At 60.7% G+C, this 25671-nt stretch carries 22 protein-coding genes; 8 read left to right on the top strand and 14 right to left on the bottom strand.

What is annotated here, in order from left to right:
• The first annotated feature begins 7 nt into the window (after window positions 1-7).
• From QTL56_RS02675 to rpmG, 3 genes are all read left to right on the top strand, one after another.
• A complete protein-coding gene (locus tag QTL56_RS02675) occupies window positions 8-442 on the top strand; it encodes a DUF983 domain-containing protein (protein ID WP_245137094.1) in 435 nt (144 codons plus the stop codon).
• Between the two features lie 255 nt (window positions 443-697).
• Window positions 698-1879 carry an MFS transporter gene (locus tag QTL56_RS02670; RefSeq protein ID WP_229575970.1) on the top strand — a complete coding sequence of 394 codons (1182 nt, stop codon included), beginning with the start codon at window positions 698-700 and terminating at the stop codon, window positions 1877-1879.
• A 90-nt stretch (window positions 1880-1969) separates the two neighbouring features.
• The gene (gene rpmG, locus QTL56_RS02665; protein WP_003547442.1) at window positions 1970-2137 is read left to right on the top strand and encodes a 50S ribosomal protein L33; all 168 of its coding nucleotides are present in this window, start codon (window positions 1970-1972) and stop codon (window positions 2135-2137) included.
• A 774-nt stretch (window positions 2138-2911) separates the two neighbouring features.
• On the opposite strand, the gene QTL56_RS02660 is transcribed toward rpmG, so the two are convergent.
• Both QTL56_RS02660 and QTL56_RS02655 read right to left on the bottom strand, forming a co-directional pair.
• Window positions 2912-4285: a PleD family two-component system response regulator gene (locus QTL56_RS02660; protein WP_229575969.1), complete on the bottom strand. Its 1374-nt coding sequence runs from the start codon at window positions 4283-4285 to the stop codon at window positions 2912-2914.
• 12 nt (window positions 4286-4297) lie between these two features.
• Window positions 4298-4669, bottom strand: coding sequence for a response regulator (locus tag QTL56_RS02655; protein ID WP_229575968.1), 372 nt, complete (start codon window positions 4667-4669; stop codon window positions 4298-4300).
• A gap of 138 nt (window positions 4670-4807) precedes the next feature.
• On the opposite strand from QTL56_RS02655, the gene QTL56_RS02650 reads away from it, so the two are divergent.
• The 5 genes from QTL56_RS02650 (at window position 4808) to QTL56_RS02630 (ending at window position 9278) form a co-directional block, all read left to right on the top strand.
• Entirely contained in the window at window positions 4808-5101 is a 294-nt protein-coding gene (locus tag QTL56_RS02650; RefSeq protein WP_245137095.1) for a DUF3572 domain-containing protein, read from the top strand.
• The gene (locus QTL56_RS02645; RefSeq protein ID WP_245137096.1) at window positions 5101-5757 is read left to right on the top strand and encodes a hypothetical protein; all 657 of its coding nucleotides are present in this window, start codon (window positions 5101-5103) and stop codon (window positions 5755-5757) included. The genes QTL56_RS02650 and QTL56_RS02645 overlap by 1 nt, the downstream gene beginning before the upstream one ends.
• Window positions 5758-5829: 72 nt before the next feature.
• Complete coding sequence (locus QTL56_RS02640) at window positions 5830-7110, top strand: DNA polymerase IV (protein ID WP_245137199.1); 1281 nt, start codon at window positions 5830-5832, stop codon at window positions 7108-7110.
• Between the two features lie 8 nt (window positions 7111-7118).
• Window positions 7119-7916, top strand: coding sequence for a YoaK family protein (locus QTL56_RS02635; protein WP_245137097.1), 798 nt, complete (start codon window positions 7119-7121; stop codon window positions 7914-7916).
• Window positions 7917-8045: 129 nt separating this feature from the next.
• Window positions 8046-9278 carry a L,D-transpeptidase family protein gene (locus QTL56_RS02630; protein WP_245137098.1) on the top strand — a complete coding sequence of 411 codons (1233 nt, stop codon included), beginning with the start codon at window positions 8046-8048 and terminating at the stop codon, window positions 9276-9278.
• Window positions 9279-9281: 3 nt separating this feature from the next.
• Here QTL56_RS02630 and dnaE read toward each other — a convergent pair whose 3' ends face one another.
• The 12 genes from dnaE to nuoK form a co-directional block, all read right to left on the bottom strand.
• The gene (gene dnaE, locus QTL56_RS02625; protein ID WP_245137099.1) at window positions 9282-12782 is read right to left on the bottom strand and encodes a DNA polymerase III subunit alpha; all 3501 of its coding nucleotides are present in this window, start codon (window positions 12780-12782) and stop codon (window positions 9282-9284) included.
• 331 nt (window positions 12783-13113) lie between these two features.
• Window positions 13114-13803 carry an ABC transporter ATP-binding protein gene (locus QTL56_RS02620; RefSeq protein WP_229575961.1) on the bottom strand — a complete coding sequence of 230 codons (690 nt, stop codon included), beginning with the start codon at window positions 13801-13803 and terminating at the stop codon, window positions 13114-13116.
• Window positions 13804-13817: 14 nt separating this feature from the next.
• Entirely contained in the window at window positions 13818-15125 is a 1308-nt protein-coding gene (locus QTL56_RS02615; RefSeq protein WP_245137100.1) for a lipoprotein-releasing ABC transporter permease subunit, read from the bottom strand.
• Between the two features lie 64 nt (window positions 15126-15189).
• On the bottom strand, window positions 15190-16512 hold the full coding sequence (proS, locus tag QTL56_RS02610) for a proline--tRNA ligase (RefSeq protein ID WP_245137101.1): 1323 nt from the start codon (window positions 16510-16512) through the stop codon (window positions 15190-15192).
• A 509-nt stretch (window positions 16513-17021) separates the two neighbouring features.
• The gene (locus tag QTL56_RS02605; RefSeq protein ID WP_229575958.1) at window positions 17022-17294 is read right to left on the bottom strand and encodes a DUF1467 family protein; all 273 of its coding nucleotides are present in this window, start codon (window positions 17292-17294) and stop codon (window positions 17022-17024) included.
• A gap of 153 nt (window positions 17295-17447) precedes the next feature.
• Entirely contained in the window at window positions 17448-17852 is a 405-nt protein-coding gene (gene mce, locus QTL56_RS02600; protein WP_229575957.1) for a methylmalonyl-CoA epimerase, read from the bottom strand.
• A 55-nt stretch (window positions 17853-17907) separates the two neighbouring features.
• Window positions 17908-19575: a ribonuclease J gene (locus QTL56_RS02595; RefSeq protein ID WP_245137102.1), complete on the bottom strand. Its 1668-nt coding sequence runs from the start codon at window positions 19573-19575 to the stop codon at window positions 17908-17910.
• 18 nt (window positions 19576-19593) lie between these two features.
• The gene (locus QTL56_RS02590; RefSeq protein WP_245137103.1) at window positions 19594-20361 is read right to left on the bottom strand and encodes a biotin--[acetyl-CoA-carboxylase] ligase; all 768 of its coding nucleotides are present in this window, start codon (window positions 20359-20361) and stop codon (window positions 19594-19596) included.
• A complete protein-coding gene (gene nuoN / locus QTL56_RS02585; RefSeq protein WP_229575954.1) occupies window positions 20358-21803 on the bottom strand; it encodes an NADH-quinone oxidoreductase subunit NuoN in 1446 nt (481 codons plus the stop codon). The genes QTL56_RS02590 and nuoN overlap by 4 nt, the downstream gene beginning before the upstream one ends.
• 18 nt (window positions 21804-21821) lie before the next feature.
• Complete coding sequence (locus QTL56_RS02580) at window positions 21822-23333, bottom strand: NADH-quinone oxidoreductase subunit M (protein WP_229575953.1); 1512 nt, start codon at window positions 23331-23333, stop codon at window positions 21822-21824.
• Window positions 23333-25327, bottom strand: a complete 1995-nt coding sequence (gene nuoL / locus QTL56_RS02575) for an NADH-quinone oxidoreductase subunit L (protein WP_245137104.1) — start codon at window positions 25325-25327, stop codon at window positions 23333-23335. The genes QTL56_RS02580 and nuoL overlap by 1 nt, the downstream gene beginning before the upstream one ends.
• 7 nt (window positions 25328-25334) lie before the next feature.
• Window positions 25335-25643: an NADH-quinone oxidoreductase subunit NuoK gene (gene nuoK, locus QTL56_RS02570; RefSeq protein ID WP_229575951.1), complete on the bottom strand. Its 309-nt coding sequence runs from the start codon at window positions 25641-25643 to the stop codon at window positions 25335-25337.
• Window positions 25644-25671: the final 28 nt, after the last annotated feature.

Here is a 25671-nt window from a genome sequence, read left to right as displayed (position 1 = left end):
GCAGGACATGACCGCCAACCAGATCCATGTGACGATGCAATATGGTGCAGCAGGGAAGACCGAGCGCCCGCTCGGCCGGTCCATCAAGCGCGGAATGCTGAACCAGTGCCCGGCCTGCGGGTCCGGAAAGCTCTTCCGCAACTATCTGAAGGTCGTCGACAATTGCGCCGCCTGCGGTGAGGACTATCATCACCACAGGGCGGACGACCTGCCGGCCTATCTCGTCATCCTGATCCTCGGCCATGTCCTTGTCGGGGGATTCATGGCGACCGACCTCGTCTTCGTCCTGCCCGCATGGGTGCATTTCGCCATCTGGGCGCCGATCGGGGTCGTGACTTCCCTCCTCTGCCTGCAGCCGATCAAGGGCGGGGTCGTCGGCCTGCAATGGGCGCTGCGGATGCACGGCTTCAGTGGAGAGAGGGACGAAGCGGAGCCTTCGTGACAGGCGCGAGTGCCGAGAAAAGCAGTCACCTGACTTTGGTCGTTTACCGATAGGACTGAGTTTTACGGTAAACCGTGATTCGCGGTGCCGCATGCCAAGCAGCTTGACAGCCGGACGATTTCCAGTCTGAACATGCCGCGCCGATCAAGGATGCCCGGGGGAGCTCGTAAACCCATATGCCATTGAACATGCAGATTTTTACCCTGCCCCCGGCTGCTCTCTTGCCCATGGTCCGGTCGGTTCGCGAGGTTGCGGATGTCTGAAACCAATGGCCTTCACGGCCACCGCGAGGAGATCCACTGGCCTTCGCTGGTTGCGGCCATTTCCGCGATCTCAGCCGTCGGCATTGCGATTGGCCTCGGCCTGCCGCTGCTCAGCATCATCCTGGAGAAGCGGGGCATTTCCTCGACGCTGATCGGGCTCAATTCCGCCATGGCCGGCATTGCTGCGATGGCGGCAGCACCGGTCACGACCAAGCTTGCCCACAAACTCGGCGTCGTACCGACCATGCTGTGGGCTGTCGTGCTCTCGGCCGTCAGCGCGGTCGGCTTCTACTTTGCCACCGAATTCTGGATGTGGTTTCCGCTGCGCATCGTCTTTCATGGCGCAACGACCACGCTCTTCATCCTCTCCGAATTCTGGATCAATGCGGCGGCCCCCTCGCGCAAGCGCGGGCTGGTCATGGGGATTTATGCCACCATGCTGGCCGTCGGTTTCGCCTGCGGCCCCCTGCTCTTTTCGGTACTCGGCAGTGAAGGCATCCTGCCCTTTGCGGTGGGCGCCATCGCCATCCTGGCGGCTGCGATCCCAATCTACATCGCGCGCTACGAAAGCCCCGTCCTGGGTGACAAGCCCGAGATGCACTTCCTGCGCTACATCTTCCTGGTGCCGACCGCGACGGTGGCCGTTTTCGTCTTCGGTGCGGTCGAGGCGGGCGGCCTGTCGCTCTTCCCGATCTATGCGACCCGCAGCGGCTTCACCGAGACCCAGGCGGCGCTTCTGCTGACCGTGATGGGCATTGGCAACATGGTCTTCCAGATCCCGCTGGGGCTGCTCTCAGACCGGATGCGCGACCGGCGCATGCTCCTGTCCATCCTCGCTGCCGTGGGCCTTGCCGGCTCGCTGACGCTTCCGTGGCTCTCCGGCCACTGGCAACTGATGGCTGTGGTGCTGCTGTTCTGGGGTGGCTGCGTCTCGGGCCTCTACACCGTGGGCTTGAGCCATCTCGGCTCGCGACTCACTGGCGCGGATCTGGCAGCGGCCAATGCCGCATTCATTTTCTGTTATGCGGTGGGTACGGTTGCTGGTCCGCAGGCGATCGGGGCTGCCATCGACATCACCGGCAATGACGGTTTTGCATGGGCAATCGCGGGCTTCTTCGCCCTCTATGTGGTGCTTTCCCTGGGACGCCTGCTTTTTAAGCCGAAACGCACTTGACTTTTCGGGCGCGATTTGTAGTTTCGCGCCAGATTTGCCGTGGGCCTCGTTCGGTCGTCCACGGCTTCGTTTATTAGAGGCAGGACGACCATGGCCAAGGCTACAACCATCAAGATCAAGCTTCTGTCGACGGCTGACACGGGTTTCTTCTACGTTACCACGAAGAACAGCCGCACCATGACGGACAAGATGACGAAGACCAAGTACGACCCGGTTGCTAAGAAGCATGTCGAGTTCAAGGAAACCAAGATCAAGTAAGACTTGATCGACGGATTATCCAAAAAGGCGTGCCGCTTTCTGCGGCGCGCCTTTTTCTTTTGCCTCGTCCCCGCCCCTTGATTGTCGTCTCAAGATTGTCGTCACAAGCCCAAAACGAAAGACACCGGCCTCCTTGCGGAAACCGGTGTCTTCTAGAATAGGGGGTCGGCCGGCATGCAACACGGCACGAGGAACCGTTTTGTAGTTGCATACCAACCGACCGACCCCACGACCCAGGAGATGCGGCGGACCTGAGCATCATGGGGTATCTTGAACCTCCGAAGAGGCCTTGTCTGTTGGGTGTAAGTTCTCCCAAATAGAGACAAAAATCAACATTTTATTAACCGCTGGACCGATCAGCCTACGAATATGGTTAAATCTCGAGAGGTTGAACTTGGCGCTACGCAACAATCGTCAGTACTACACACATTGAAACTTGAAATGACTTCCAGTCCATTCAAGTTCTTCTGAAGTCTATTTTACGAGCTCCATAGAGCATGGAGCACACAAACCTAGGTCACCCCCTCAAAGAGAACGCTAATATTCAGATAAATACAAACCGGGGCAAGCATGTTGCCGGTGGCTGGCACCGGCATCTGCCCCATTTGGTGCAAGACTATTCTGACATCGGTTGATAAGTCGATTTGTAACTGTTCAAAATGACAGCAGGAATTGATCAAATCCATAGCCGAACTGGGACCGCAAAAAGCTGTGCAAATCTTTGCTGACAGCGGCGCGCATCGCTGAAACTACTGATCTATTTCGAAGGGATGGTCAGGCAGCAGCAGCGACGACACGGTTCCGGCCGGAATTCTTCGCCTCGTAGAGTGCACGGTCTGCCTGTTTCAGCAGCTGCTCGGGCGTATCGATGCCCGGCCCGACCGTGGCGATGCCCATGGAGGCCGTGAGCATCAGCGGTGTCTCGCCGGAGCGGAGCTGGAAGGGCCGCGCCTCGATCATCCCCCGCAAGCGCTCGGCCACGGTTGCTGCCACTTCTGCCGGTGTGTCGGGCATGACAAGTACGAACTCTTCGCCGCCGAAGCGGCAGGCGAGATCGGCGCCGCGCACGGTCGCACGGATGCGCCCGGCGAATTCCTTCAGCACTTCATCTCCGGCATCGTGTCCGTAACCGTCATTCACCAGCTTGAAGCGGTCGATATCGGTTATGCAGATCGTCAGCGGCCGGCCGCGGACCTTGGCGCGGGCAAAGAGCGTGCGCAGTTGGGTGTCGAGATAGCGGCGATTGTGCAGCCCGGTCAGGCCGTCTGTGACAGCAAGCTCGACCGTCTGGCGCACGCTGTTGCGCAGGAGATCATTGTATCGCTTGCGACGAACCTGTGTCAGGGCGCGTGCCATGAGTTCGTTTGGATCGAGCGGGCGCACGATGTAGTCGTTCACGCCGAGATCAAGCGCGCGGATGATCATCTGCTCGTCACCCTGTTCCGTGATCAGCAGGATCGGAATGAAGCGGGTGCGCTCCAGCGATCTGATCTGCGAGCACAGGCGCAAGGGGTCGTAATCCTCAAGATTGCAGTTGACGATGATGAGGTCGAAGGTGTTCTCCGCTGCCTCGAACACCGCAGCCTGCGGGTCGGACATGGCAAAGACTTCGGCAATCGGCTTCAGCGACTTGATGATGCGCTCCTGGGAGGCTGCACGGCTATCAACGAGCAAGACATGAGCCTGCTCTTCCAGCCGGCCGTCCTGAAGCCGCAGAATGTCGTCCATACCCGCCTGGCGGGTCGTGTCGTGACGGATGCGCAGTTCGTCGGACAGCGTCTTCAGGCGCACCAGGCTCTTCACGCGGGAGATCAGCTGCAGATCGTTGACCGGCTTGGTGAGGAAATCGTCGGCACCGGCCTTCAGGCCGCGTACGCGGTCCGATGGCTGATCGAGTGCGGTGACCATGACAACAGGGATATGAGCCGTGCGCGGACTGGACTTCAGCCTCTCGCAAACCTCGAAGCCGTCCATTTCCGGCATCATGATGTCGAGCAGGATCACATCGACCTGGGTCCGGTCGCAGATGTCGAGTGCGTCGCGGCCATTGCTCGCGGTGAGAACGTCGAAATATTCCGCCATGAGCCGCGCTTCGAGCAGCTTCACATTGGCGGGAACATCATCGACGACCAGAATGCGCGCAGTCATGTCACTTGTTCCTCACGCATCCCCGAGATAGGTCTTGATCGTCTCGATGAATTTCGGCACCGAAATCGGCTTGGAGACATAGGCTTCGCAGCCGCCCTGGCGGATGCGCTCCTCGTCGCCCTTCATCGCAAAGGCCGTGACAGCGATGACGGGAATGACATGCAGTTCCGGATCGTCCTTCAGCCATCTGGTGACTTCGAGCCCGGACACCTCGGGAAGCTGGATGTCCATGAGAATCAGATCCGGCTTGTGGCGGCGTGCGAGATCCATCGCTTCCATGCCGTTGCGCGTCTGCACCGTTTCATAGCCGGACGCCTCGATCAGATCGCGGAAGAGCTTCATGTTGAGCTCGTTGTCTTCGACAATCATAACCTTTTTCGGCATTCACCCGGTCCTTTGTCCCACGCATTCAGGCAGCCCAGAACGGCGGGCGCGGCGCGAGTTGCATCTTCCGTCACCGAGCATGCTAGTGCTATTTGGTTTCGAAATCGGTAATTTGGCGGTGTCGGAGGAAAAGACTTGATGAAAAACAGAGATATACCGTCTGGCGCCGAAGAGACGGCGGTTGCGGTGCTCGGCTGGCTGGCAAATGAACCCGAGATGCTGTCGCGGTTTCTTGCGCTCTCCGGGGTACAGCCAGGTCAATTGCGCGAGGCAGTGAATGATCCCGGCTTTCTTGCGGGAATGCTCGAATTCCTCATGCAGCACGAACCGACCCTGATGGCCTTCTGTGCTGCCACCGAGACGAAACCCGAAACCGTAGTATCGGCCTATCACCACTATGTTCGACCAGGCCTCGATTCGGGTGAATACTGATGCTGACGGACATCGACCACATCACAGTCAAAGATCGCCCCTTGATCGTCTGTGACGTGGACGACGTGGTCTTGCAGTTCGCGACCCCATTCGAGGCGTTCCTCGCGACCCGCGGTCACCGGCTCCTGCCCCGCTCGTTCAAGCTCACCGGCAATATCGTGAGCGGCACGGACGACAGGGTTCTGGAGGCGCCTTTTGTGAAGGCCCTGATCGACGACTTCTTCGTCGAGCAGGAACGCTGGCAGACGCCGTTTGCCGATGCGGTTGACAGCCTGCACGCGCTCGGCGCTGAGGCCGATCTCGTCTTCCTGACGGCCATGCCGCCACGCCATGCCGAGATCCGGCGGCGGCTGCTCGACCAGATGGCACTGACCTTCCCGATGATCGCGACAGAAGCGGCGAAGGGGCCGATGGTCGCGAAGCTGCACGGCGAAAGGCCCCTGCCCGTCGCCTTCGTCGACGACATGGTCCACAATCTTCACTCGGTCGGCGATCATGTACCCAGCTGTCTGCTGGTCTATCTTCCACCACCACTCGAGATCTTCCAGTTTGCACCCGATCCGCACGAGACCGTCCGACGGGTCGAGAACTGGCCGCAGGCATCCAAGCTCATCCGGTCGCATTTCACCGCACAGGACGTGGCAAGTCACGGCTGACACCGTCGCAGCACTTGTCTACACCGCGAACGGGGCCTATGGTGGCAATGTTCAACCTTTGTTCCTGCCATGATGCGCTCCGCCCATGATCACACCGGCTTTTGTCGCGACTGCCTGACCGGGCAGGCAGAGGGTCTGCGCCGGTGTCGTTCCTGCGGCAGTCCCCGCCTCGTCTATCACGCGGAACTGTTCGACCTTACGATCGCGCATATCGATTGCGACGCTTTTTATGCCTCGGTGGAGAAGCGTGACAATCCTGAGCTCATCGACAAGCCCGTGATCATCGGTGGCGGCAAGCGCGGGGTCGTCTCCACCGCCTGCTATGTCGCTCGCATTCACGGCGTCCGGTCGGCCATGCCGATGTTCAAGGCGCTGGAGGCCTGCCCGCAGGCGGTGGTTATCCGGCCGGACATGGAGAAATATGCACACGTTGGCCAGCAGATCCGGGCCATGATGGAGGAACTGACGCCGCTCGTGCAGCCGATCTCGATCGACGAGGCCTTTCTCGATCTCAAGGGCACCGAACTCCTGCATCACGAGCCGCCGGCACGGGTGCTTGCTCGCCTTGCGGGACGGATCGAGAAGGAAATCGGCATCACGGTCTCCGTCGGGCTATCCTATTGCAAATTCCTGGCCAAGGTCGCTTCCGACCTGCAGAAGCCACGCGGCTTTTCCGTCATCGGCGCTGCCGAGGCGCTCTCCTTCCTTGCAGACAAGCCGGTGACGATGATCTGGGGTGTCGGCAAGGCCCTGGCCGCGACGCTGCAGGCCGACGGCATTCGCATGATCGGCCAGTTGCAGAGCATGGACGAAACCGAGCTGATGCGCCGCTACGGGATTATGGGGCAAAGGCTGGCACGACTTTCGCGCGGTATCGATGATCGCACCGTGCATCCGAACGACCCGGCCAAGAGCGTCTCGGCCGAAACGACGTTCTTCGATGACATCCACCGAATCGACGACCTCGTCGTGCATCTGCGCGCGCTTTCCGAGAAAGTCGCATGGCGGCTGAAGCGGCACGAGATTGCGGGCCAGACTGTTGTCCTGAAGCTGAAGACGTCCGACTTCAAGCTGCGTACCCGCAACCGGCGGCTCGACGATCCGACGCAGCTCGCCGACCGGATTTTCCGGACCGGCATGTCGCTGCTGGAGAAAGAGACGGACGGGACGAGGTTTCGGCTGATCGGGATCGGGGTGAGCGACCTCCAGGATCCAGCGCTTGCCGATCCGCCCGATCTCGTCGACGTGCAGGCTGGACGGCGCGCAGCAGCGGAAGCCGCAATGGACAAATTGCGCGACAAGTTCGGCAAGGGTACCGTTCAGACAGGCTACACCTTTCCCCCCAGGAGATAGACTGCACCGTGACAGATGCGCCCGCAAGCAAGAGCAGGGATCCTAGCCGCCGGGACACCAGCCCGCCGGCACGGCTGCGGCTGTTGCGGATCGCGGCCTCGCATCGCCGCACAGGGCGCAATGATCTGATGCTCGGCGCGATTCTCGCCTTCGTGGCCGGCGCCATCAATGCCGGCGGATTTCTCGCAATCGGCCACTATACGTCGCATATGACCGGCATCGTCTCTGCGATCGCCGACAATCTGGCGCTCGGTGTCTTCGGACTGGTCGGGTCGGGCATCGCGCTCCTGATCAGCTTCACGTTGGGGGCCGCCTGCTCGGCGGTCCTGATCAACTGGGCAAGGCGACACGCCCGTCGCCAGCAATATGCCTATCCGCTGGCGCTTGAATCCGGCCTGCTCATTGCCTTTGCCGGGATCGGGGCCGTGGTGCCGACCGCTGCCGCCGCATCTGTGACAGCGGTACTGCTCTGCTTCGTCATGGGACTGCAGAATGCGACGATCACCAAGATTTCCGGCGCACGCATCCGCACCACCCACCTGACCGGTATGACAACCGATATCGGGATCGAACTGGGCAAGCTCGCCTATGGGGTGGTTGCACGCGTTCTTCACCATCCGCCCATTGCGACCGATGTCCGCAAGCTGGGCATTCTCCTGCCGATCATCGGCATGTTCTTTCTGGGTGGATTGATCGGGGCGCTCGGCTTCAAACATCTCGGCCATGCCTTCTCGCTGCCGATTGCGGCGCTGCTCCTCGCCGTCGCGTCCCCGCAGTTGCGCCCACGTCCGCTGTCGCCGCAATGAGTGTGAACAACTGGGGATACATGATCACAGCCGCGTGACGGCTTGCGATCAGCGATCCGCTGCGAAACTTTTCTTAAACATCGTCCCATACACTTCGGCAGCTTTGTCTCGCGTTCCAAGTGGTCGACCATGTTCCAGCGTTTCGCCGTCGCCTTCAGTCTTTCCCTCCTGGCCAGTACCGCGCTTGCCGCAGATGGCCCCTTGCAAATCTTCGTCTCCAAGGCGGATCAGACCCTCACCGTCTATGATGGTGATACGGTGGTCGCGACGACAAAAGTCTCGACCGGCAAGCCGGGGCACACGACACCATCCGGCATCTTCTCGATCCTCGAGAAGCGAAAGTATCACGAGTCCAATCTCTATTCGAACGCGCCCATGCCCTTCATGCAGCGCCTGACATGGTCCGGTATCGCGCTGCACGAGGGCAAGGTTCCGAACCACCCGGCCTCGCATGGCTGCGTCCGGCTGCCGAACGGCTTTGCCAAGTCGCTGTTCTCGATGACCGAGCGCGGGGCGCATGTGATCATCACCGACGAACCGGTGACGCCGCGGCAGGTCACCCATGCCAATCTCTTCACGCCGAGATTGCCGATCGACGATGGCGGGCTTCTCTCGGATGTGGAACTGCGCCCCGGCCGCGTCGAAGCAAACCTGAAGCCGGTGGAAGTGGCGATGAATGCGGTGCTGCCGCGCAGCGGGGCGGAAGCGAAACTCAGCATAGAGGAACCGCCACCGCTCAGGATACTGATCACCCGACGCACGCAGCGTGACGTGGCAACCGACGTCCAGCGCCTGCTGAACAAGGTCGGTTTCGATGCCGGAGTTCCCGACGGCCTGCTCGGCACGCGCACGATTGCGGCGGTCAAGGCCTTCAAGGAGAAACACGCCATCGAGAAGGACGGCGAAATCTTGTCGAAACCTTTCCTCGCGGCGCTCTACACCCAGGCTGGGGAAGATCATCCCCCCATGGGACAGTTGATGATCCGGCAGAAGTTCCAGCCACTCTTTTCCGCTGCCATCGACATCAAGGAGCCGGAAAAGGCGCTCGGCACACATTTCCTCGAAGCGACAGCGGTTGACCGCTTCAAGCGCAAGGCCGAATGGCGCGGTGTAACACTCGACGACCATCTGGCGGCCTCCACACAGAAGCGGCTCGGCATCACCATACCAGCTGACGATCCAGCCGTTTTCACCGCCGAAGCCGCGCTGGCACGCATCGTCCTGCCGGATGACTTGCGGGCCCGGATCGAAACCATGCTCAGCGAGGGATCGTCGCTCACGATCCAGGACACGGGGCTTGGCCCGGAAACCGGAAACGGCACGGATTTCATCACAGTGACGCGGCCGAAGCCGCGCGCATAAGCCTCATACGAGTTCGACATCCAGGACGCCCGGGGTCGAGCGCATGGCAGCTGCGATCTCCGGCGAGATACGGAAACGTTCTGTGAGTTCGACCTCGATCTCGCGTTGTCCCTCATCCTTGATCACGATGAAGGATACGAGACCGTCACCCCGGGCATTGAGGCGGGCTGCCACCGCGCGCAAGGGACCGGAGTCCCTGACATAGACGCGCATGGCCTTTTGCATGCGGATCGACTGTTCCTCCAGTGACTGGGCTGTCTGGACGCGCAGGCCGATGCCCTCGGGCCGCTCCTCGGCCTGGACGGTCAGCACCAGCGACTTTCCGGGTTCGAGCAGATCGCGGTACTGGTTCAGTCCTTCCGAGAAGAGCACCGCTTCATACTGTCCGGATGCATCCGAGAAGGTGATGATGCCCATCTTGTTGCCGGTGCGGGTCTTGCGCTCCTGACGCGAAATGACCGTGCCGGCGAGACGACCGGCCGAAGCACCCTGCTTCACCGCGACCGAGAAATCGGCAAAATTCTGGACGCGCAATTTGTCGAGCAGGTCCCGGTAAGCATCAAGCGGATGGGCCGAGAGATAGAAGCCGAGCACCTGGAATTCACGCATGAGCTTTTCGGACGAGAGCCAGGGCGTATAGGGTGCGAAAGCGATCCGTTCGGGACCGCTCGCACCACCCGAACCGAACATGTCGGACTGGCCACTGACGGCATTTTCCTGGGCGCGCTGGGCATAGCCCATGATCCGGTCGATGCTGCCGACCAGTTCGGCACGGTCGCGGCCGAAGCAGTCGAAGGCACCAGCGGCGATCAGGCTTTCGAAAACGCGGCGATTGATCTGCTTGGGATCGATCCGCAGGCAGAAATCCTCGATGCTCTCGAAGGGCGTATCGCCCCTGACCTCGACAATGTGGTCGACGGCACCTTCGCCGACACCCTTGAGGGCGGCGAGCGCGTAGTAGATGCGGTTCGGGCCGGTCTGGAAGTGACGGAAGGAGGTCTGCACCGAGGGCGGCACGACCTCGATGCCGAGGCGGCCGGCATCCTGGCGGAAATCGACCAGCTTTTCGGTGTTCGACATATCGAGCGTCATCGATGCGGCGAGGAACTCGACCGGATAATGCGCCTTCATATAGGCCGTCTGGTAGGAGACGATGGCGTAGGCCGCGGCGTGCGACTTGTTGAAGCCGTAGTTGGCAAACTTTGCCAGCAGTTCGAAGATGTTGTTGGCCTGCGGCTTGGAGACGCCATTCTTCATTGCGCCGTCGACGAAGCGGGCGGACTGCTGGTCCATCTCCGCCTTGATCTTCTTGCCCATGGCGCGACGCAGAAGGTCGGCTTCGCCGAGCGAATAACCCGACAGGACCTGCGCGATCTGCATGACCTGTTCCTGATAGACGATGACGCCCTGGGTTTCCTTCAGCAGATAGTCGATCTTCGGATGGATCGAGGCGACTTCCTCCTCGCCATGCTTGCGGGCATTGTAGACGGGGATATTTTCCATCGGTCCCGGCCGATAGAGCGCCACGAGGGCGATGATGTCCTCGATACAGTCGGGGCGCATGCCGATCAGGGCCTTGCGCATGCCGGCACTTTCCACCTGGAAGACGCCGACCGTTTCGCCGCGCGAGAGCATGTCATAGGTCTTGACGTCATCGAGCGGAATGGCCGCCAAATCGACCTTGTGGCCGCGCTGTTCCTGGACGAAATCGACCGCCGTCTTCAAAACCGTGAGCGTCTTCAAGCCGAGGAAGTCGAACTTCACCAGGCCCGCCTGCTCGACCCACTTCATGTTGAACTGGGTGACCGGCATGTCGGAGCGGGGATCGCGATACATCGGCACCAGCTTCGACAACGGGCGGTCCCCGATGACGATACCGGCGGCATGGGTAGAGGCGTGGCGATAGAGGCCTTCGATCTTCTGGGCGATTTCGAGCAGACGGGCGACGACAGGCTCTTCGGCAGCCGCCTCCTGCAGCTTGGGTTCCTCCTCGATCGCCTTGGAGAGTGGCGTTGGATTGGCCGGATTGTTCGGCACCAGCTTGCAGATCTTGTCGACCTGGCCATAGGACATTTCGAGCACCCGACCGACGTCGCGCAGGGCCGCACGAGCCTGCAGCGATCCGAAGGTGATGATCTGCCCCACCTGTTCGCGGCCGTATTTCTTCTGCACGTAGCGAATGACCTCTTCGCGGCGCTCCTGGCAGAAGTCGATATCGAAGTCGGGCATCGAGACGCGTTCCGGATTGAGGAAGCGTTCGAAAAGGAGCGAGAAACGCAAGGGGTCGACGTCGGTGATGGTCAGCGCGTAGGCGACCAGCGAGCCTGCACCGGAACCACGGCCCGGGCCAACGGGGATGTCATGCTGCTTTGCCCATTTGATGAAGTCGGCAACGATCAGGAAGTAGCCGGGGAATTTCATCCGCTCGATGACGGAGAGCTCGAATTCGAGCCGATCTCGATATTCCTGCTCTTCATAGCCAGGCGCCATGCCGAGGGCGGCGAGACGATGATCGAGCCCCTCCTCCGCCTGCCGACGCAGTTCCAGCGCTTCCTCGCGCTCGGCCTCTTCCGGATCGTCGCTGCCGCCGGTAAAGCGCGGCAGGATGGGCTTGCGGGTGTCGAGCACGAAGGAGCAGCGGCGCGCGATCTCCACCGAGTTTTCGAGCGCCTCCGGCAGATCGGCGAAGAGCTTCATCATGTCTGCCCGGCTCTTCAGATAGTGGTCCGGGGTCAGGCGGAAGCGGTCGTCGTTGGAGACAATGGCGTTGTGTGCCACAGCCATCAATGCGTCATGCGCGTCGTAGTCGTCGCGCGCCGGGAAGAAGGCCTCATTCGTCGCGACCAGCGGAATGTCATGCTCATAGGCGAGCTGGACCATGCGGCGCTCGTGGGTGCGATCATATTCGCCATGCCGCTGCAGCTCGACATAGAGGCGATCGCCGAAGAGGCGCTTCAGGGACAGGAGGCGGCTTTCGCCTTGCGCCTTGTGGCCATCCTTGAGCATACGGTCCACCGGCCCGCCGCCTGCGCCCGTCAGCACGATCAGGCCTTCGGTGCCGGTCTCCTCGAACCAGGAGAGTTTGACATGTGTCGGCTGACCGGCATCGCCGCCAAGATAGGCACGGCTGACCAGGTCCACGAGCCGCTCGTAACCGTCGGCATCCGATGCCAGGACGACAACGGCTGGCAGATCCGGCATGTGGCCGTTACCGCCGCGCTTCTCGCCGGTGGAATCTTCCATGTCGATCGACAGCTGACAGCCGATGATCGGCTGGATGCCATCTCCGAGCGCCTTTTGCGAAAATTCGAGCGCGACGAAAAGATTGTTGGTGTCGGTCACCGCGATTGCCGGCTGGTCGTCGGCGACGGCCTTGCCCAGGATCTTCTTCAGCGGCAGCGCGCCTTCGAGAAGCGAATAGGCCGAATGCACCCGCAAGTGCACAAAACCCGGGCCATTGCCCGCTTCACCGGACGCTTCCGTTCCGAGGCTGTCCTCGCCCATACCGCTTCATCCCTGACAATCTGAATCGGACGGGATTTTCGGCTTTTGCGGTTGCGAAGTCCAGAACGAAGTCGGGCGGCAAGGCTTTCCTCACCAGCTTTGCCGCCCGAAGAATGTCAGAGCGCCATCATCAGCAAGGTCATGCTGGATACAAACACAGCCATCGAGGCAAATGCAGCAACGTCACGAAGAATTTCGGTCATTTCTGTCTCCTTGTCCCTTTATGTTTGTATTTTGTTCTACTCTTGTTCCCATGTCAACCCAAAATGACCGCAGCCCCGGCGGAACAAATCCACCGGGGTTCAACAAGGTTCAGACGTGAAGGGTGAGGTCAGACCTCGAGTGGGACGACCTTGCCGTCCACCAGCGTCACACAGCGGTCCATACGCCGGGCGATGTCATGATTGTGGGTCGCAATCATCGCCGAGAGGCCCGACTGGCGGACCAGTGCCTCGAGGGCAGAGAAGACATAGCTTGCAGTCTCGGGGTCGAGATTGCCTGTCGGCTCATCGGCAAGCAGAACAAGCGGTGCATTGGCGACGGCACGGGCGATCGCCACGCGCTGCTGTTCACCGCCGGAGAGTTCGGCCGGGCGATGGTCAGCGCGATGGCCGACGCGCATGTAGTCGAGCAGTTGCTTGGCGCGCTCTGCCGCTTCCGGCTTGGCAAGACCGGCAATCAGCTGGGGCATCATCACGTTTTCAAGGGCGGAAAATTCCGGCAGAAGGTGATGGAACTGGTAGACGAAGCCGACCGACTTGCGGCGGATCGCGGTGCGTTCCTCGTCGCCGAGCTCCTGGCAGGCAACGCCGCCCACCGTCACTTCGCCGCCATCTGGATGTTCCAGCAGGCCGGCAACATGCAGCAGCGTCGACTTGCCCGTGCCCGAAGGCGCGACCAGTGCGACAGTCTCGCCGGTGCGCAGGGTGAAGTCGGCGCCTTTCAGGATCGAGAGTACAGTCTCGCCCTGACCATAGTGGCGGTCGATGCCGGCAAGCGAGAGAACCACGTCTTTTGCCATGGGTTTCGGCATCCTCATTCGTAACGCAGGGCCTGGACGGGATCCAGACGCGAGGCCCGCCAGGCCGGGAAGATTGTCGCCATGAAAGACAGGCTGAGCGCCATGACGACCACTGAGATCGTCTCGCTCATGTTCATGTCGGCCGGCAACTGGCTCAGGAAATAGAGTTCCGGATCAAACAGCACTGTGCCGGAGACCCAGGAGAAGAACTGGCGAATGCTCTCGATGTTGAGACAGACGACAACACCGAGGGCGACGCCGGCCATCGTCCCGACGGTGCCGATCGCGGCCCCCGTCATGAAGAAGATCCGCATGATGGCCCCTGATGTCGCGCCCATGGTACGCAGGATGGCGATGTCGCTTGCCTTGTCCTTCACCAGCATGATCAGGCCGGAAATGATGTTGAGGGCGGCCACGAGAACGATCAGCGTCAGGATCATGAACATGACGTTGCGCTCGACCTGAAGGGCCGAGAAGAAGGTCTGGTTGCGCTGGCGCCAGTCGGTCAGGAAGATCTGGCGGCCGGCAGCCTCCTCGATCAGCGGGCGCAGTTCGTCCACGGCATCGGGGTCAGCGATGAAGAGTTCGATGGACTGAACGATGCCTTCGACGTTGAAATAGAGCTGCGATTCCTCGAGCGGCATGTAGATGATCGAGGCGTCATATTCCGACATGCCGATCTCAAAGATGCCCGAGACGGGATAGGATTTGACGCGCGGATTGACGCCGAGCGGCGTCACGTCACCTTCCGGGGAAACCAGCGTGATCGTATCACCTGCGGCCAGACCCAACTGGGCCGCCATGCGCGAGCCGATCAGCACGCCCTGCCCCGTGGCGAAACCGACCATATCGCCGGATCGGATATTGGACGAGACGACCGAGAGCTTGGTGAGGTCATCCGGGCGGATGCCGCGTACCAGCGCACCGGTGCCGGCGCCTTCGCGGCCCGAGGCCAGCGTCTGGCCCTCGACCAGCGGCAGCGCCATGGTAACGCCGGGCACGGCGGCAAAGCGTTCTGCAAGACCGGCATAGTCGCTCAGCGGCTGGTCGACCGCCTGGACGATCATGTGGCCGTTGATGCCGAGAATGCGCGAAACAAGTTCGGTGCGGAAACCGTTCATCACCGCCATGACGATGATCAGCGTTGCAACGCCGAGCATGATGCCGATGAAGGAGAAGCCGGCGATCACGGAAATGAAAGCTTCCTTGCGCCGGGCGCGCAGGTAACGCCACGCCACCATGCGCTCGAAGCCGGAAAAGGCCTTGGCGGATGCCGCCTTGCCGGGTGCTGCCGTTTCGTTGCCAGCGGCCGTGGTCGCCATGGTCTCTCCTTGCATCGGGATCGCGATCTCGGTCACCCACCTCGTGTCGGCTGAGGCTGATGCCTCAGGCCGTCAGCTTGTTGATCGCCGCCTCGATGGTCAGGGTCTCGCGAGCGCCGGTCTTGCGATCCTTGAGCTCGACCTCGCCAGCTGCGACAGCCCGTGGGCCCGCGATCACCTGGACCGGAACGCCGATCAGATCGGCGGTCGCGAATTTCGTGCCGGCGCGATCGTCGGTATCGTCATAGAGCACATCCTTGCCGGCGTTCTGCAAAGCGGCATAAAGACGTTCGCAGGTCGAATCGCAGGCCTCGTCGCCGGCCTTCATGTTGATGACAACGGCATCAAAGGGCGCGACCGAGGCCGGCCAGATGATTCCGTTCTCGTCATGCGAGGCCTCGATGATGGCGGGAACAAGGCGCGTCGGGCCGATGCCGTATGAGCCCATGTGGACAAGGTGTTCCTTGCCGTCGGGACCTTGAACCTTGGCGCCCATCGGTTCGGAGTATTTGGTCCCGAAATAGAAGATGTGGCCAACCTCGATGCCGCGGGCTGACAGGCGATCGGCGTCTGAAATCGTGTCGAAGGCTGCCTCGTCATGCATTTCCGAGGTCGCGGCATAGACAGAGGTCCACTTGTCGAAGATCGACTGCAGGCCGTTCACGTCGTCAAAGTCGGTGTCGACCGAGGGAATGTCGAAATCCACGAAGCTCTTGTGGCAGAAGACCTCAGACTCGCCGGTATCGGCCAGGATGATGAATTCATGGCTGTGGTTTCCGCCGATCGGGCCGGTATCGGCACGCATCGGGATGGCGCGCAAGCCGAGACGATCGAATGTGCGGAGATAGGCCACGAACATCTTGTTGTAGGAATGGATGGCATCGGCCTGGGTCAGATCGAAGGAATAGGCATCCTTCATCAGGAATTCGCGCGAGCGCATCGTGCCGAACCGCGGGCGGATCTCGTCGCGGAACTTGAGCTGGATATGATAGAGGTTGAGCGGCAGGCTCTTGTAGGACTTCACCGACGAACGGAAGATGTCGGTGATCATCTCCTCATTGGTCGGGCCGTAAAGCATCGGGCGATCCTGACGGTCGCGGATGCGCAGCATTTCCTTGCCATAGTCCTCGTAGCGCCCGCTTTCCTGCCAGAGCTCGGCCGACTGCAAGGTCGGCATGGAGAGCTCGATGGCGCCGGCGCGGTTCTGCTCCTCGCGGATGATGGCGTTCACCTTGTCGAGCACGCGCTTGCCAAGCGGCAGCCAGGAATAGATCCCCTGACTCTGCTGGCGGATCATGCCTGTCCGCAACATCAGGCGGTGGGAGACGATCTCAGCTTCCTTGGGGTTTTCCTTCAGGATCGGCAAGAAGTAGCGCGACAGACGCATAACGAATTCCAGATGGTTGTCGATGCCGCCAAAACAGGCGGAATCAGCGATTGAAACGGGTTGTCAGGAAGCGTTCATAGCCGGTTGGGCATGAGAAGAAAACCCGCAAGCGCTGCTCGATCTCCTCACCCACAGGGGGATGCCGCAAGGGAATGGCGACGGGCACAGGCGCGTTGCATCCGGCCCGAGAAATACTGCAAATCCGGTCATTGCATGACCCTCATACGACAAAATCGCCATCAAGCATTTTTTTCGATGAGTGTTACAATTCTGCAAGATTCAGGGGTGACAACGATCACTGTTTGGGCTAGGTTCAGCCCATAAAAGAGGCAGGGAGTTCAAATCTTTGCCACACTCGCGGTCAAGTCTTGGGAGGATCAGATCTAGGCGCGCCAGTTCGCAGCCCCTTAAATGGTGAAGGATCACGCGATTATTTGGAACAAGGTCTTTGGACCTTGTTTTTTTTTGCCTTCATGCCGGGATGCCCGTATCGGGCGCGAGTGCCGAGCTTACGGATCGACGCCCGGCATGATTACCGGCAGATCCTTGAAACCAATATCGAAATAGGTGCCTGCGACGTACCAGGCCCCGTAGATCAGCCCTGATATCAGCGTGGTCAACAGGAAGATCCGTGCCGCACGAAAGCGGGTGGGTGCACTTGCTACCGTTCCCGGCACGACATTCCGGTCCTCGTCCTGTGTGCGCAGGCCGATCGGCAGGACGGTGAACAGGACCAGCCACCAGATTACAAAATAAACTGCCAGTCCCGACAGGATCGCCATGATGTCTCGCTCCAGACCAGATCCGACAGAGGCATGCATGCCCTTGCCGTTCGTCCCCCTATAATCGCGGACGCCGGCCGGTTCAAAGGCAAAAGCGTCGCAGGCGGTGATTCCCGTCGATCAACAAGACGTCACCAGGTTGAAATTGCGGCTTCAGACCTGCTCGAGCTCGATCAGGGTGCCGAAGAAATCTTTCGGATGCAGAAAGAGTACCGGCTTGCCATGGGCACCGATCTTGGGCTCGCCGCTGCCGAGAACGCGGGCGCCGGTGGCCGAAAGCTGGTCCCGCGCGGCCAGGATGTCTGCGACCTCGTAACAGATATGATGCATGCCGCCGGAGGGGTTCTTGTCCAGGAAGGCCGCGATCGGCGAGGCTTCACCGAGCGGCTCCAGGAGTTCGACCTTGGTATTTTCAAGTTCGACGAAGACCACGGTCACACCGTGTTCGGGCAGGGCTTGCGCCTGGGAAACCTTGGCACCCAGCGTGTCGCGATAGCCAGCGGTTGCGAGAGCGAGATCGGGAACGGCAATGGCGATGTGGTTGACGCGGCCGAGCATTGTTTCCTCCTGACGTTGCGGGCAAAGATTAGGTCATCCCTGCCCGCGTCGTCCCTCAGACTTTGGTCAGGAAAACTGTGACGATCGGCTTTTTGCCCCAAACTTCGTTGGCAGTCGAGCGCACCGACCGGCGGATGGCTTCCCGGACAGTTTCAAGATCCTTGCGGCGGCTGCGCGGAATGCTTTCGACGGCACCGAGGACGGCGTCATAAAGCGTATCCTCCATCAACTCGCCTTCGTGATCGACCTCCGGCAGACCGAAAGCCACGACATCAGGATCACCGAGGAAGTCGAAACGGCTGTCGAGAAGCACGCTGATGGCGACATGGCCGACATAGGACAGCTTCTTGCGGTCGGCAATGCCCATCTCCTCGATATCGCCGACGAGCTTTCCATCCTTGTAGACGCGGCCGAAGGGCGCCTGGTCGATGACCTCGGCCGGACCCGGCGCGATGCGCAGCATGTCGCCATTGCGGACACGCGGCACCGTTGGAATGCCGGCCTGCAATCCCAGCTCCTTCTGAGCGACCAGATGGGCGGCCTCGCCATGTACGGGGACCAGCATCTGTGGACGGGTCCATTCGTACATCTGCAGAAGTTCGTTGCGGCGCGGGTGACCTGAGACGTGAACGAGGGCTTCACTGTCGGTGATGATGTGCACACCCTGTTCGATCAGGCCATTCTTGATCTCGAGGATGGCCTTTTCATTGCCCGGGATGGCGCGCGAGGAGAAGACGACTGTGTCGCCTGCGGTCAATGCCACATTGCGCATCTCGTCTCGCGAAAGCTTGGCGAGTGCCGCACGTGCCTCGCCCTGGCTGCCGGTCAGAATGACGACAACCTTGTTGCGCGGGATGAAGCCGTATTCGTCCTCGGCAATGAACGGACGAATGCCCTCCATGATGCCGATGTCCTGGGCAACATTCGTCACTCGCTTCAGCGAGCTCCCGAGCAGCAGGACTTCGCGGCCAGCCGCTTCGGCGGCCTGGGCGATCGACCGGATACGGCCGACGTTGGAAGAGAATGTGGTAATCGCGACGCGGCCTTCCGCAGCCTCGATGATCTTCTGCAGGCCAGCGGAGACTTCTTCTTCTGAAGGCGACACGCCGTCCCGCACGGCATTGGTGCTGTCGCACAGGAGCGCCAGCACACCCTCGTCTCCCACGGCGCGGAAGCGGGCCTCATCAGTCAGAGGTCCAAGCGACGGATTGTGATCGATCTTCCAGTCGCCTGTGTGCACCACATTACCGAGCGGGGTCCGGATGACCAGCGACATGGGTTCGGGGATCGAGTGGTTGACGCCGATCGCCTCGATTTCGAAGGGACCGACATTGATCCGGTCGCCCTGTTTGAAAGGCGTGATCGGGATTTGGGCGCGCGAACCTTCATAGTCGCGCTTTGCTTCCAGCATGCCGGCGGTGAAACGCGAGGCGTAGACCGGCACATTGAGGCCGGGCCAAAGGTCGTTCAGGGCGCCGTAGTGGTCCTCATGGGCATGCGTGATGATGATGCCCTTGAGGTTTTTCCTCTGCTTCTTGATGAAGCGGATATCAGGCAGCACCAGATCGACGCCGGGAAGGTCCGGACCGGCGAAGGTCACACCGCAGTCGACCATGATCCACTGACGATTGGACGGCGGGCCATAGCCGTACAATGCGAGGTTCATGCCGATTTCACCCACGCCGCCCAGCGGCAGGAAAACCAGTTCGTCGTTCTTGGCCATTCTTCTTTCCGATCCAGTCTACCCGAAAAACACATCTCCGGCCGCAACCGACATCATTCCGTCGGCACCCCGGTCGAGCAACAAAATTCCCTTATCATCGATTCCGGAAAAGATACCGGAAATCGAGCGATCCGGTAGGTTCACCGTGATTTTCTCGCCGATGCCGCAGGCGACACGGCGCCACCGGCGCATGATTTCTGCAATACCCCTGCCCTCGTCCCAGACGCCGAGCACCTCGGTCATCTCTGCAAAGAGATGCGCAAAAAATTCCGGCGGAGAAATCGACACGCCCTGGTCCGCGAGCGAGGTCACCGGGTAGAGCGTCAAATCGGGCCGGTGCGCAAGGTTGATGCCGATGCCGATCGCGAGTGCCATGCGACCATCAGCGACACGCTCTGCTTCCAGCAGGATCCCAGAGGTCTTCTTGCGGCCGATCAGTACGTCGTTCGGCCACTTGATTTCGACTGGTTCACCATCAGGCGGCATGACCGATTGAACTGCCGCATGGACCGCGAGTGCCACGGCGAGCGGCAGGGAACCAAGCTGCTCGGTTGGCGCCGGATCGATCAGCAGCAATGTGGAGTAAAGGTTTCCGCGTTCCGACACCCACGGGCGGCCGCGACGGCCGCGTCCTCCGGTCTGAAGCTCGGCTGTCAGCCACAGAAAACCGGAATCGCCCGCGCGAGCGCGGGCGAATGCTTCCGAATTGGTGGACGAGACTTCGTCGAGGGCTTCGTGCCGGAAATCATCGAGCGATATCCGGCGCGGTCTACCAAGGCTGGTCAATTAAACAACGTCTTTGCAGCTGCCTCCGCGGCCGTGCCGAGCGGGCCGCCGAAGAGGACGTAACCGACCACGAAGAGCCCGGAGGCACCGAAGACAAGGCGCAGCTCGACCGAGGTGCGGGCGAATTCACCCTTTGCTTCGTCGAACCACATGACCTTGATGATGCGCAGGTAGTAGTAGGCACCGATAACCGAGGCGAGAACACCGATGATGGCGAGTGCGTAGAGCTTGGCTTCGATGGCGGCCACGAAGACGAAGTACTTGGCGAAGAAGCCTGCAAGCGGCGGAATGCCCGCCAGCGAGAACATCAGCGCGGTCAGCACGAAGGCCATGAAGGGCCGCGTCGTCGACAGGCCGGCGAGATCGTCGATGCTCTCGACATTGCCGCCTTCCTTCTGGCGCATGGCCATGATGCAGGCGAAGGTACCGAGCGTCATTACCAGGTAGATCATCATGTAGAGCAGGACGCCGGCGACGCCGGTGTCATTGCCGGCGGCCAGGCCAACCAGCGCATAGCCCATGTGACCGATGGAGGAATAGGCCATCAGTCGCTTGATGTTCTTCTGACCGATCGCCGCAACCGATCCCAGCACCATCGAACCGATGGCGATGAAGACGACGATCTGCTGCCATTCTGCGAAAATCGGCAGGAAGGCATCGATGACGATGCGGACGAAGATTGCCATGGCGCCGACCTTCGGGGCGGCGGCCAGGAAGGCGGTGACCGGGGTCGGAGCGCCTTCATAGACGTCAGGCGTCCACATGTGGAACGGCACGGCCGAGATCTTGAACGCCAGACCGGCGAGCACGAAGACGAGACCGAAGATCAGGCCGAGAGAAGGTTCGCCCTGCGACAGAACGGCAGAGATCTGTTCGAAGCCGATATTGCCGGTGAAGCCGTAAACCAGCGACATGCCATAGAGCAGCATGCCCGAAGAGAGCGCGCCGAGCACGAAGTACTTGAGGCCGGCTTCCGTCGAGCGCAGGCTGTCGCGGTTGATCGCGGCCACGACATAGAGCGCGAGCGACTGCAGTTCGAGCGCCATGTAGAGCGTGATCAGGTTGTTGGCCGAGATCATCAGCATGACGCCGAGGGTCGCGAGCACGAGCAGGACCGGGAACTCGAACTTGTCGAGGTGGTCGAAACGGGCGTGACCGACAGCCATGATCATAGCGGTCACCGAACCGATGAGCGCGAGGATCTTCATGAACTTGGCATAGCCGTCGGCGATGTAGGCACCGTTGAAGGCCTGGCCTTCGGCGCCCGAGAAGACGAGCCAGGCGCCGGAGAAGATCAACAGCGCGATCGCCAGCCCCGTGACGACACTGTTCGACCGATCGCCCGAAAACACGCCGATCATGAGCAGCACCATGGCGCCCACGGCCAGGATCAGTTCCGGCGTGACCAGATGCAGGCTAGCAATGAGAGTTTCAACGGTCATGTCCAAAGGATCCTGTCGTCAGTTCGCAATCAGCGCCAGGGACTGGGCTGCTTGCAAGGCTGCGGAGTAGTTGTTCACCAGATTGTCAACGGAAGCTGCGGTCGCATCGAGGATGGGGGCCGGATAGACGCCGAAGAAGATGGTGAGTGCGATCAACGGGTAGAGCACCAGCTTTTCGCGGGCATTGAGATCGAGCATGCTCTTCAGGCTCTCCTTTTCGAGCGCACCGAAGACGACACGGCGATAGAGCCAGAGCGCATAGGCGGCCGAAAGGATAACGCCGGTGGCCGCAAAGAGCGCAACCCAGGTATTGACGCGGAAGACGCCGATCAGGGTCAGGAATTCACCGACGAAGCCAGACGTGCCCGGCAGGCCGACATTGGCCATGGTGAAGACCATGAAGGCGAGGGCATATTTCGGCATGTTGTTGACCAGACCGCCATAGGCCGCAATCTCGCGGGTATGAAGACGGTCATAGATCACGCCGACGCAGAGGAAGAGCGCGCCGGAGACGAAGCCGTGGCTGATCATCTGGAAGATCGCACCCTGCACGCCCTGCTGGTTGGCGGCGAAGATACCCATGGTCACGTAACCCATGTGGGCAACGGACGAATAGGCGATCAGCTTCTTCATGTCTTCCTGCATCAGGGCAACCAGCGAGGTGTAGACGATGGCGATGACCGACAGCGTGAAGACGAAAGGCGCGAAGAAGTCCGAGGCCAACGGGAACATCGGCAGCGAGAAGCGCAGGAAGCCGTAGCCGCCGAGCTTCAACAGGATACCCGCCAGGATGACCGAACCCGCCGTCGGCGCCTGTACGTGCGCATCCGGCAGCCAAGTGTGAACGGGCCACATCGGCATCTTCACTGCAAACGAGGCGAAGAAGGCAAGCCAGAGCCAGGTCTGCATCTGCGGCGGGAAATCATGCTGCAGCAGGGCTGCGATATCCGTCGTGCCGGCATCCCAGTACATCGCCATGATGGCCAGCAGCATCAACACGGAGCCGAGCAGCGTATAGAGGAAGAACTTGTAGGACGCATAGACGCGGTCCTTGCCGCCCCAGACGCCGATGATGATGAACATCGGGATCAGGCCGGCTTCGAAGAAGACGTAGAAGAGCACGATGTCCAGCGACACGAAGACGCCGATCATCAGGGTCTCGAGGACCAGGAAGGCGATCATGTATTCCTTCAGGCGCTTCTCCACTGATGTCCAGCTGGCGAGAACGCAGAAGGGCATGAGAAGCGTCGTCAGGATGACGAAGAGCATGGAAATGCCGTCGACGCCCAGATGATAGGAGATCCCCGTACCGAGCCAGGCATGCTTCTCCACCATCTGGAAACCGACATTCGAATTGTCGAAGTTGATCCAGATGAAGAGCGACACGACGAAGGTGAAGACCGTCGTCAGCAGCGAGACGTTCAGGATGTTGCGGCGGCCGAGAGAGGTGTCACCACGGGTCAGCAGCAGCAGCGCCACGCCGACCAGAGGAAGAAAGGTGACCGTCGAGAGAATGGGCCAATCGGTCATCAGAGGGAGCTCCCGAGCATCATCCAGGTAACGAGGGCCGCAATGCCGATAAGCATCGCGAAGGCATAGTGGTAGAGATAGCCCGACTGCAGGCGGACGACCTTCTGGGTCAGGCCGCCGACGGCCGAAGCGATACCGTTCGGGCCATAAGCGTCGATGGTGGCGACGTCACCCTTCTTCCACAGGAAGCGGCCGAGCGCCTTGGCGGAACGGACAAAGAGGAAGTCATAGAGCTCGTCGAAGTACCATTTGTTGAGCAGGAACTGGTAGAGCATCCACTGCTGTTCGGCGAGCTTCTTCGGGGCCGCCGGGTTCTTGATATACATGTACCAGGCCGTGACGAAGCCGAGCGCCATGGCGAAGAACGGGCTCCACTTCACCCATAGGGGAACGTGGTGGTACTCATCGAGGATCTGGTTGTCGGGAAGCGTGAAGAGCGCGCCCTTCCAGAATTCGACATAGTGGTGTCCGAAGAAGGAGTCGTGGAATACGACACCGGCGAAGACCGCACCGATACCAAGCAGGAGCAGCGGCAGCAGCATGACCATCGGCGATTCATGCACATGGTGCATGACGTCGGCAGAAGCGCGCGGCTTGCCGAAGAAGGTCATGAAGGCCAGACGCCACGAATAGAAGCTGGTGAAGAGAGCCGCGATCACGAGCAGGGTAAAGGCGAAAATGCCGACCGAGCTATGCGAGGCGAAGGCGGATTCGATGATCGCGTCCTTCGAGAAGAAGCCGGCAAAGCCGATGATCGTCCCGGGGATGCCGACGCCGGTCAGCGCCAGCGTGCCGATGGTCATCGCCCAGAAGGTGTAGGGGATGTGCTTGCGCAGACCGCCCATGTAACGCATGTCCTGCTCGCCATCGACAGCGTGGATGACGGAGCCGGCGCCCAAGAACAGCAGCGCCTTGAAGAAGGCGTGCGTGAAGAGGTGGAAGACGGCCGCACCATAGGCACCGACGCCGAGCGCCACGAACATGTAACCGAGCTGCGAGCAGGTCGAATAAGCGATGACGCGCTTGATGTCGTTCTGCACCAGACCGACGGTCGCGGCAAAGAAGGCCGTGATTGCGCCGACGATGGTGACGACGACGAGGGCATCCGGCGACAGTTCGAAGATCGGAGACATGCGAGCGACGAGGAAGACGCCGGCGGTGACCATGGTAGCGGCGTGAATGAGCGCCGAGACAGGGGTCGGGCCTTCCATGGCGTCCGGCAGCCAGGTGTGCAGCAGGAACTGCGCCGACTTGCCCATCGCGCCCATGAAGAGCAGGAGGCAGGCACCGGTGAGCGCATGGCTGCGATCGAGCTGCATGCCGAAGAGATTGAGCACCACTTCTGGCGCCGCTGCGGGATCGGCCGGCAGATAGGACTGGGCCGAGGCAAAGATCGTCTCGAGGTTGATCGAGCCGAACATCACGAAGAGCGCGGAAATGCCGAGGATGAAGCCGAAGTCACCGACGCGGTTGACGATGAAGGCCTTCATGGCGGCAGCCGAAGCCGACGGCTTCTTGAACCAGAAACCGATCAGCAGGTAGGACGCCAGACCTACGCCTTCCCAGCCGAAGAACATCTGCAGCAGGTTGTCCGACGTGATGAGCATGAGCATCGCGAAGGTAAACAGCGACAGATAGGCGAAGAAGCGCGGCCGATGCGGATCGTGGTGCATGTAGCCGATCGAGTAGAGGTGCACGAGGCACGACACCGAATTCACGACCACGAACATGACGGCCGTCAGCGTATCGACGCGGAAGGCCCATTCGACGTCGATGCCACCGGACTGGATCCAGCGCAAAACGGGCACCTTGATGACCTCGTGAGCCTCATGACCCATGGCGACGTTGAAGAAGACGGCCCAGGAGAGAAGCGCCACGATGATCATCAGACCGGTCGTGACGTATTCCGACGCCTTGGCGCCGATCTGGCGGCCAAGCAAGCCGGCGATCAGAAAGCCGATCAGGGGGAGAAAGACGATAGCCTTGTAGATCATGACCCGATCAGCCCTTCATCATGTTGACGTCTTCGACGGCGATGGAGCCGCGATTACGGTAGAAGACCACCAGGATCGCAAGACCGATCGCCGCTTCGGCGGCCGCGACCGTCAGGATAAACAGAGCGAAGACCTGGCCGACCAAATCGCCGAGGAAGCTCGAGAAAGCCACCATGTTGATGTTGACCGCGAGCAGGATCAATTCGATCGACATCAGGATGACGATGACGTTCTTGCGGTTCAGGAAGATGCCGAAGACCCCGAGAGTGAAGAGGATGGCACTGACCGTGAGGTAGTGGGAAAGACCGATTTCCATAATACTGTTCCTTGACCTCTTGCTCGGC

The organism is Peteryoungia algae, assembly GCF_030369675.1.
Classification (GTDB): Bacteria; Pseudomonadota; Alphaproteobacteria; order Rhizobiales; family Rhizobiaceae; genus Allorhizobium; species Allorhizobium algae.
The sequence above is the reverse complement of the archived record's forward strand: the minus strand, read 5'-3'. Positions and strand labels throughout refer to the sequence as shown.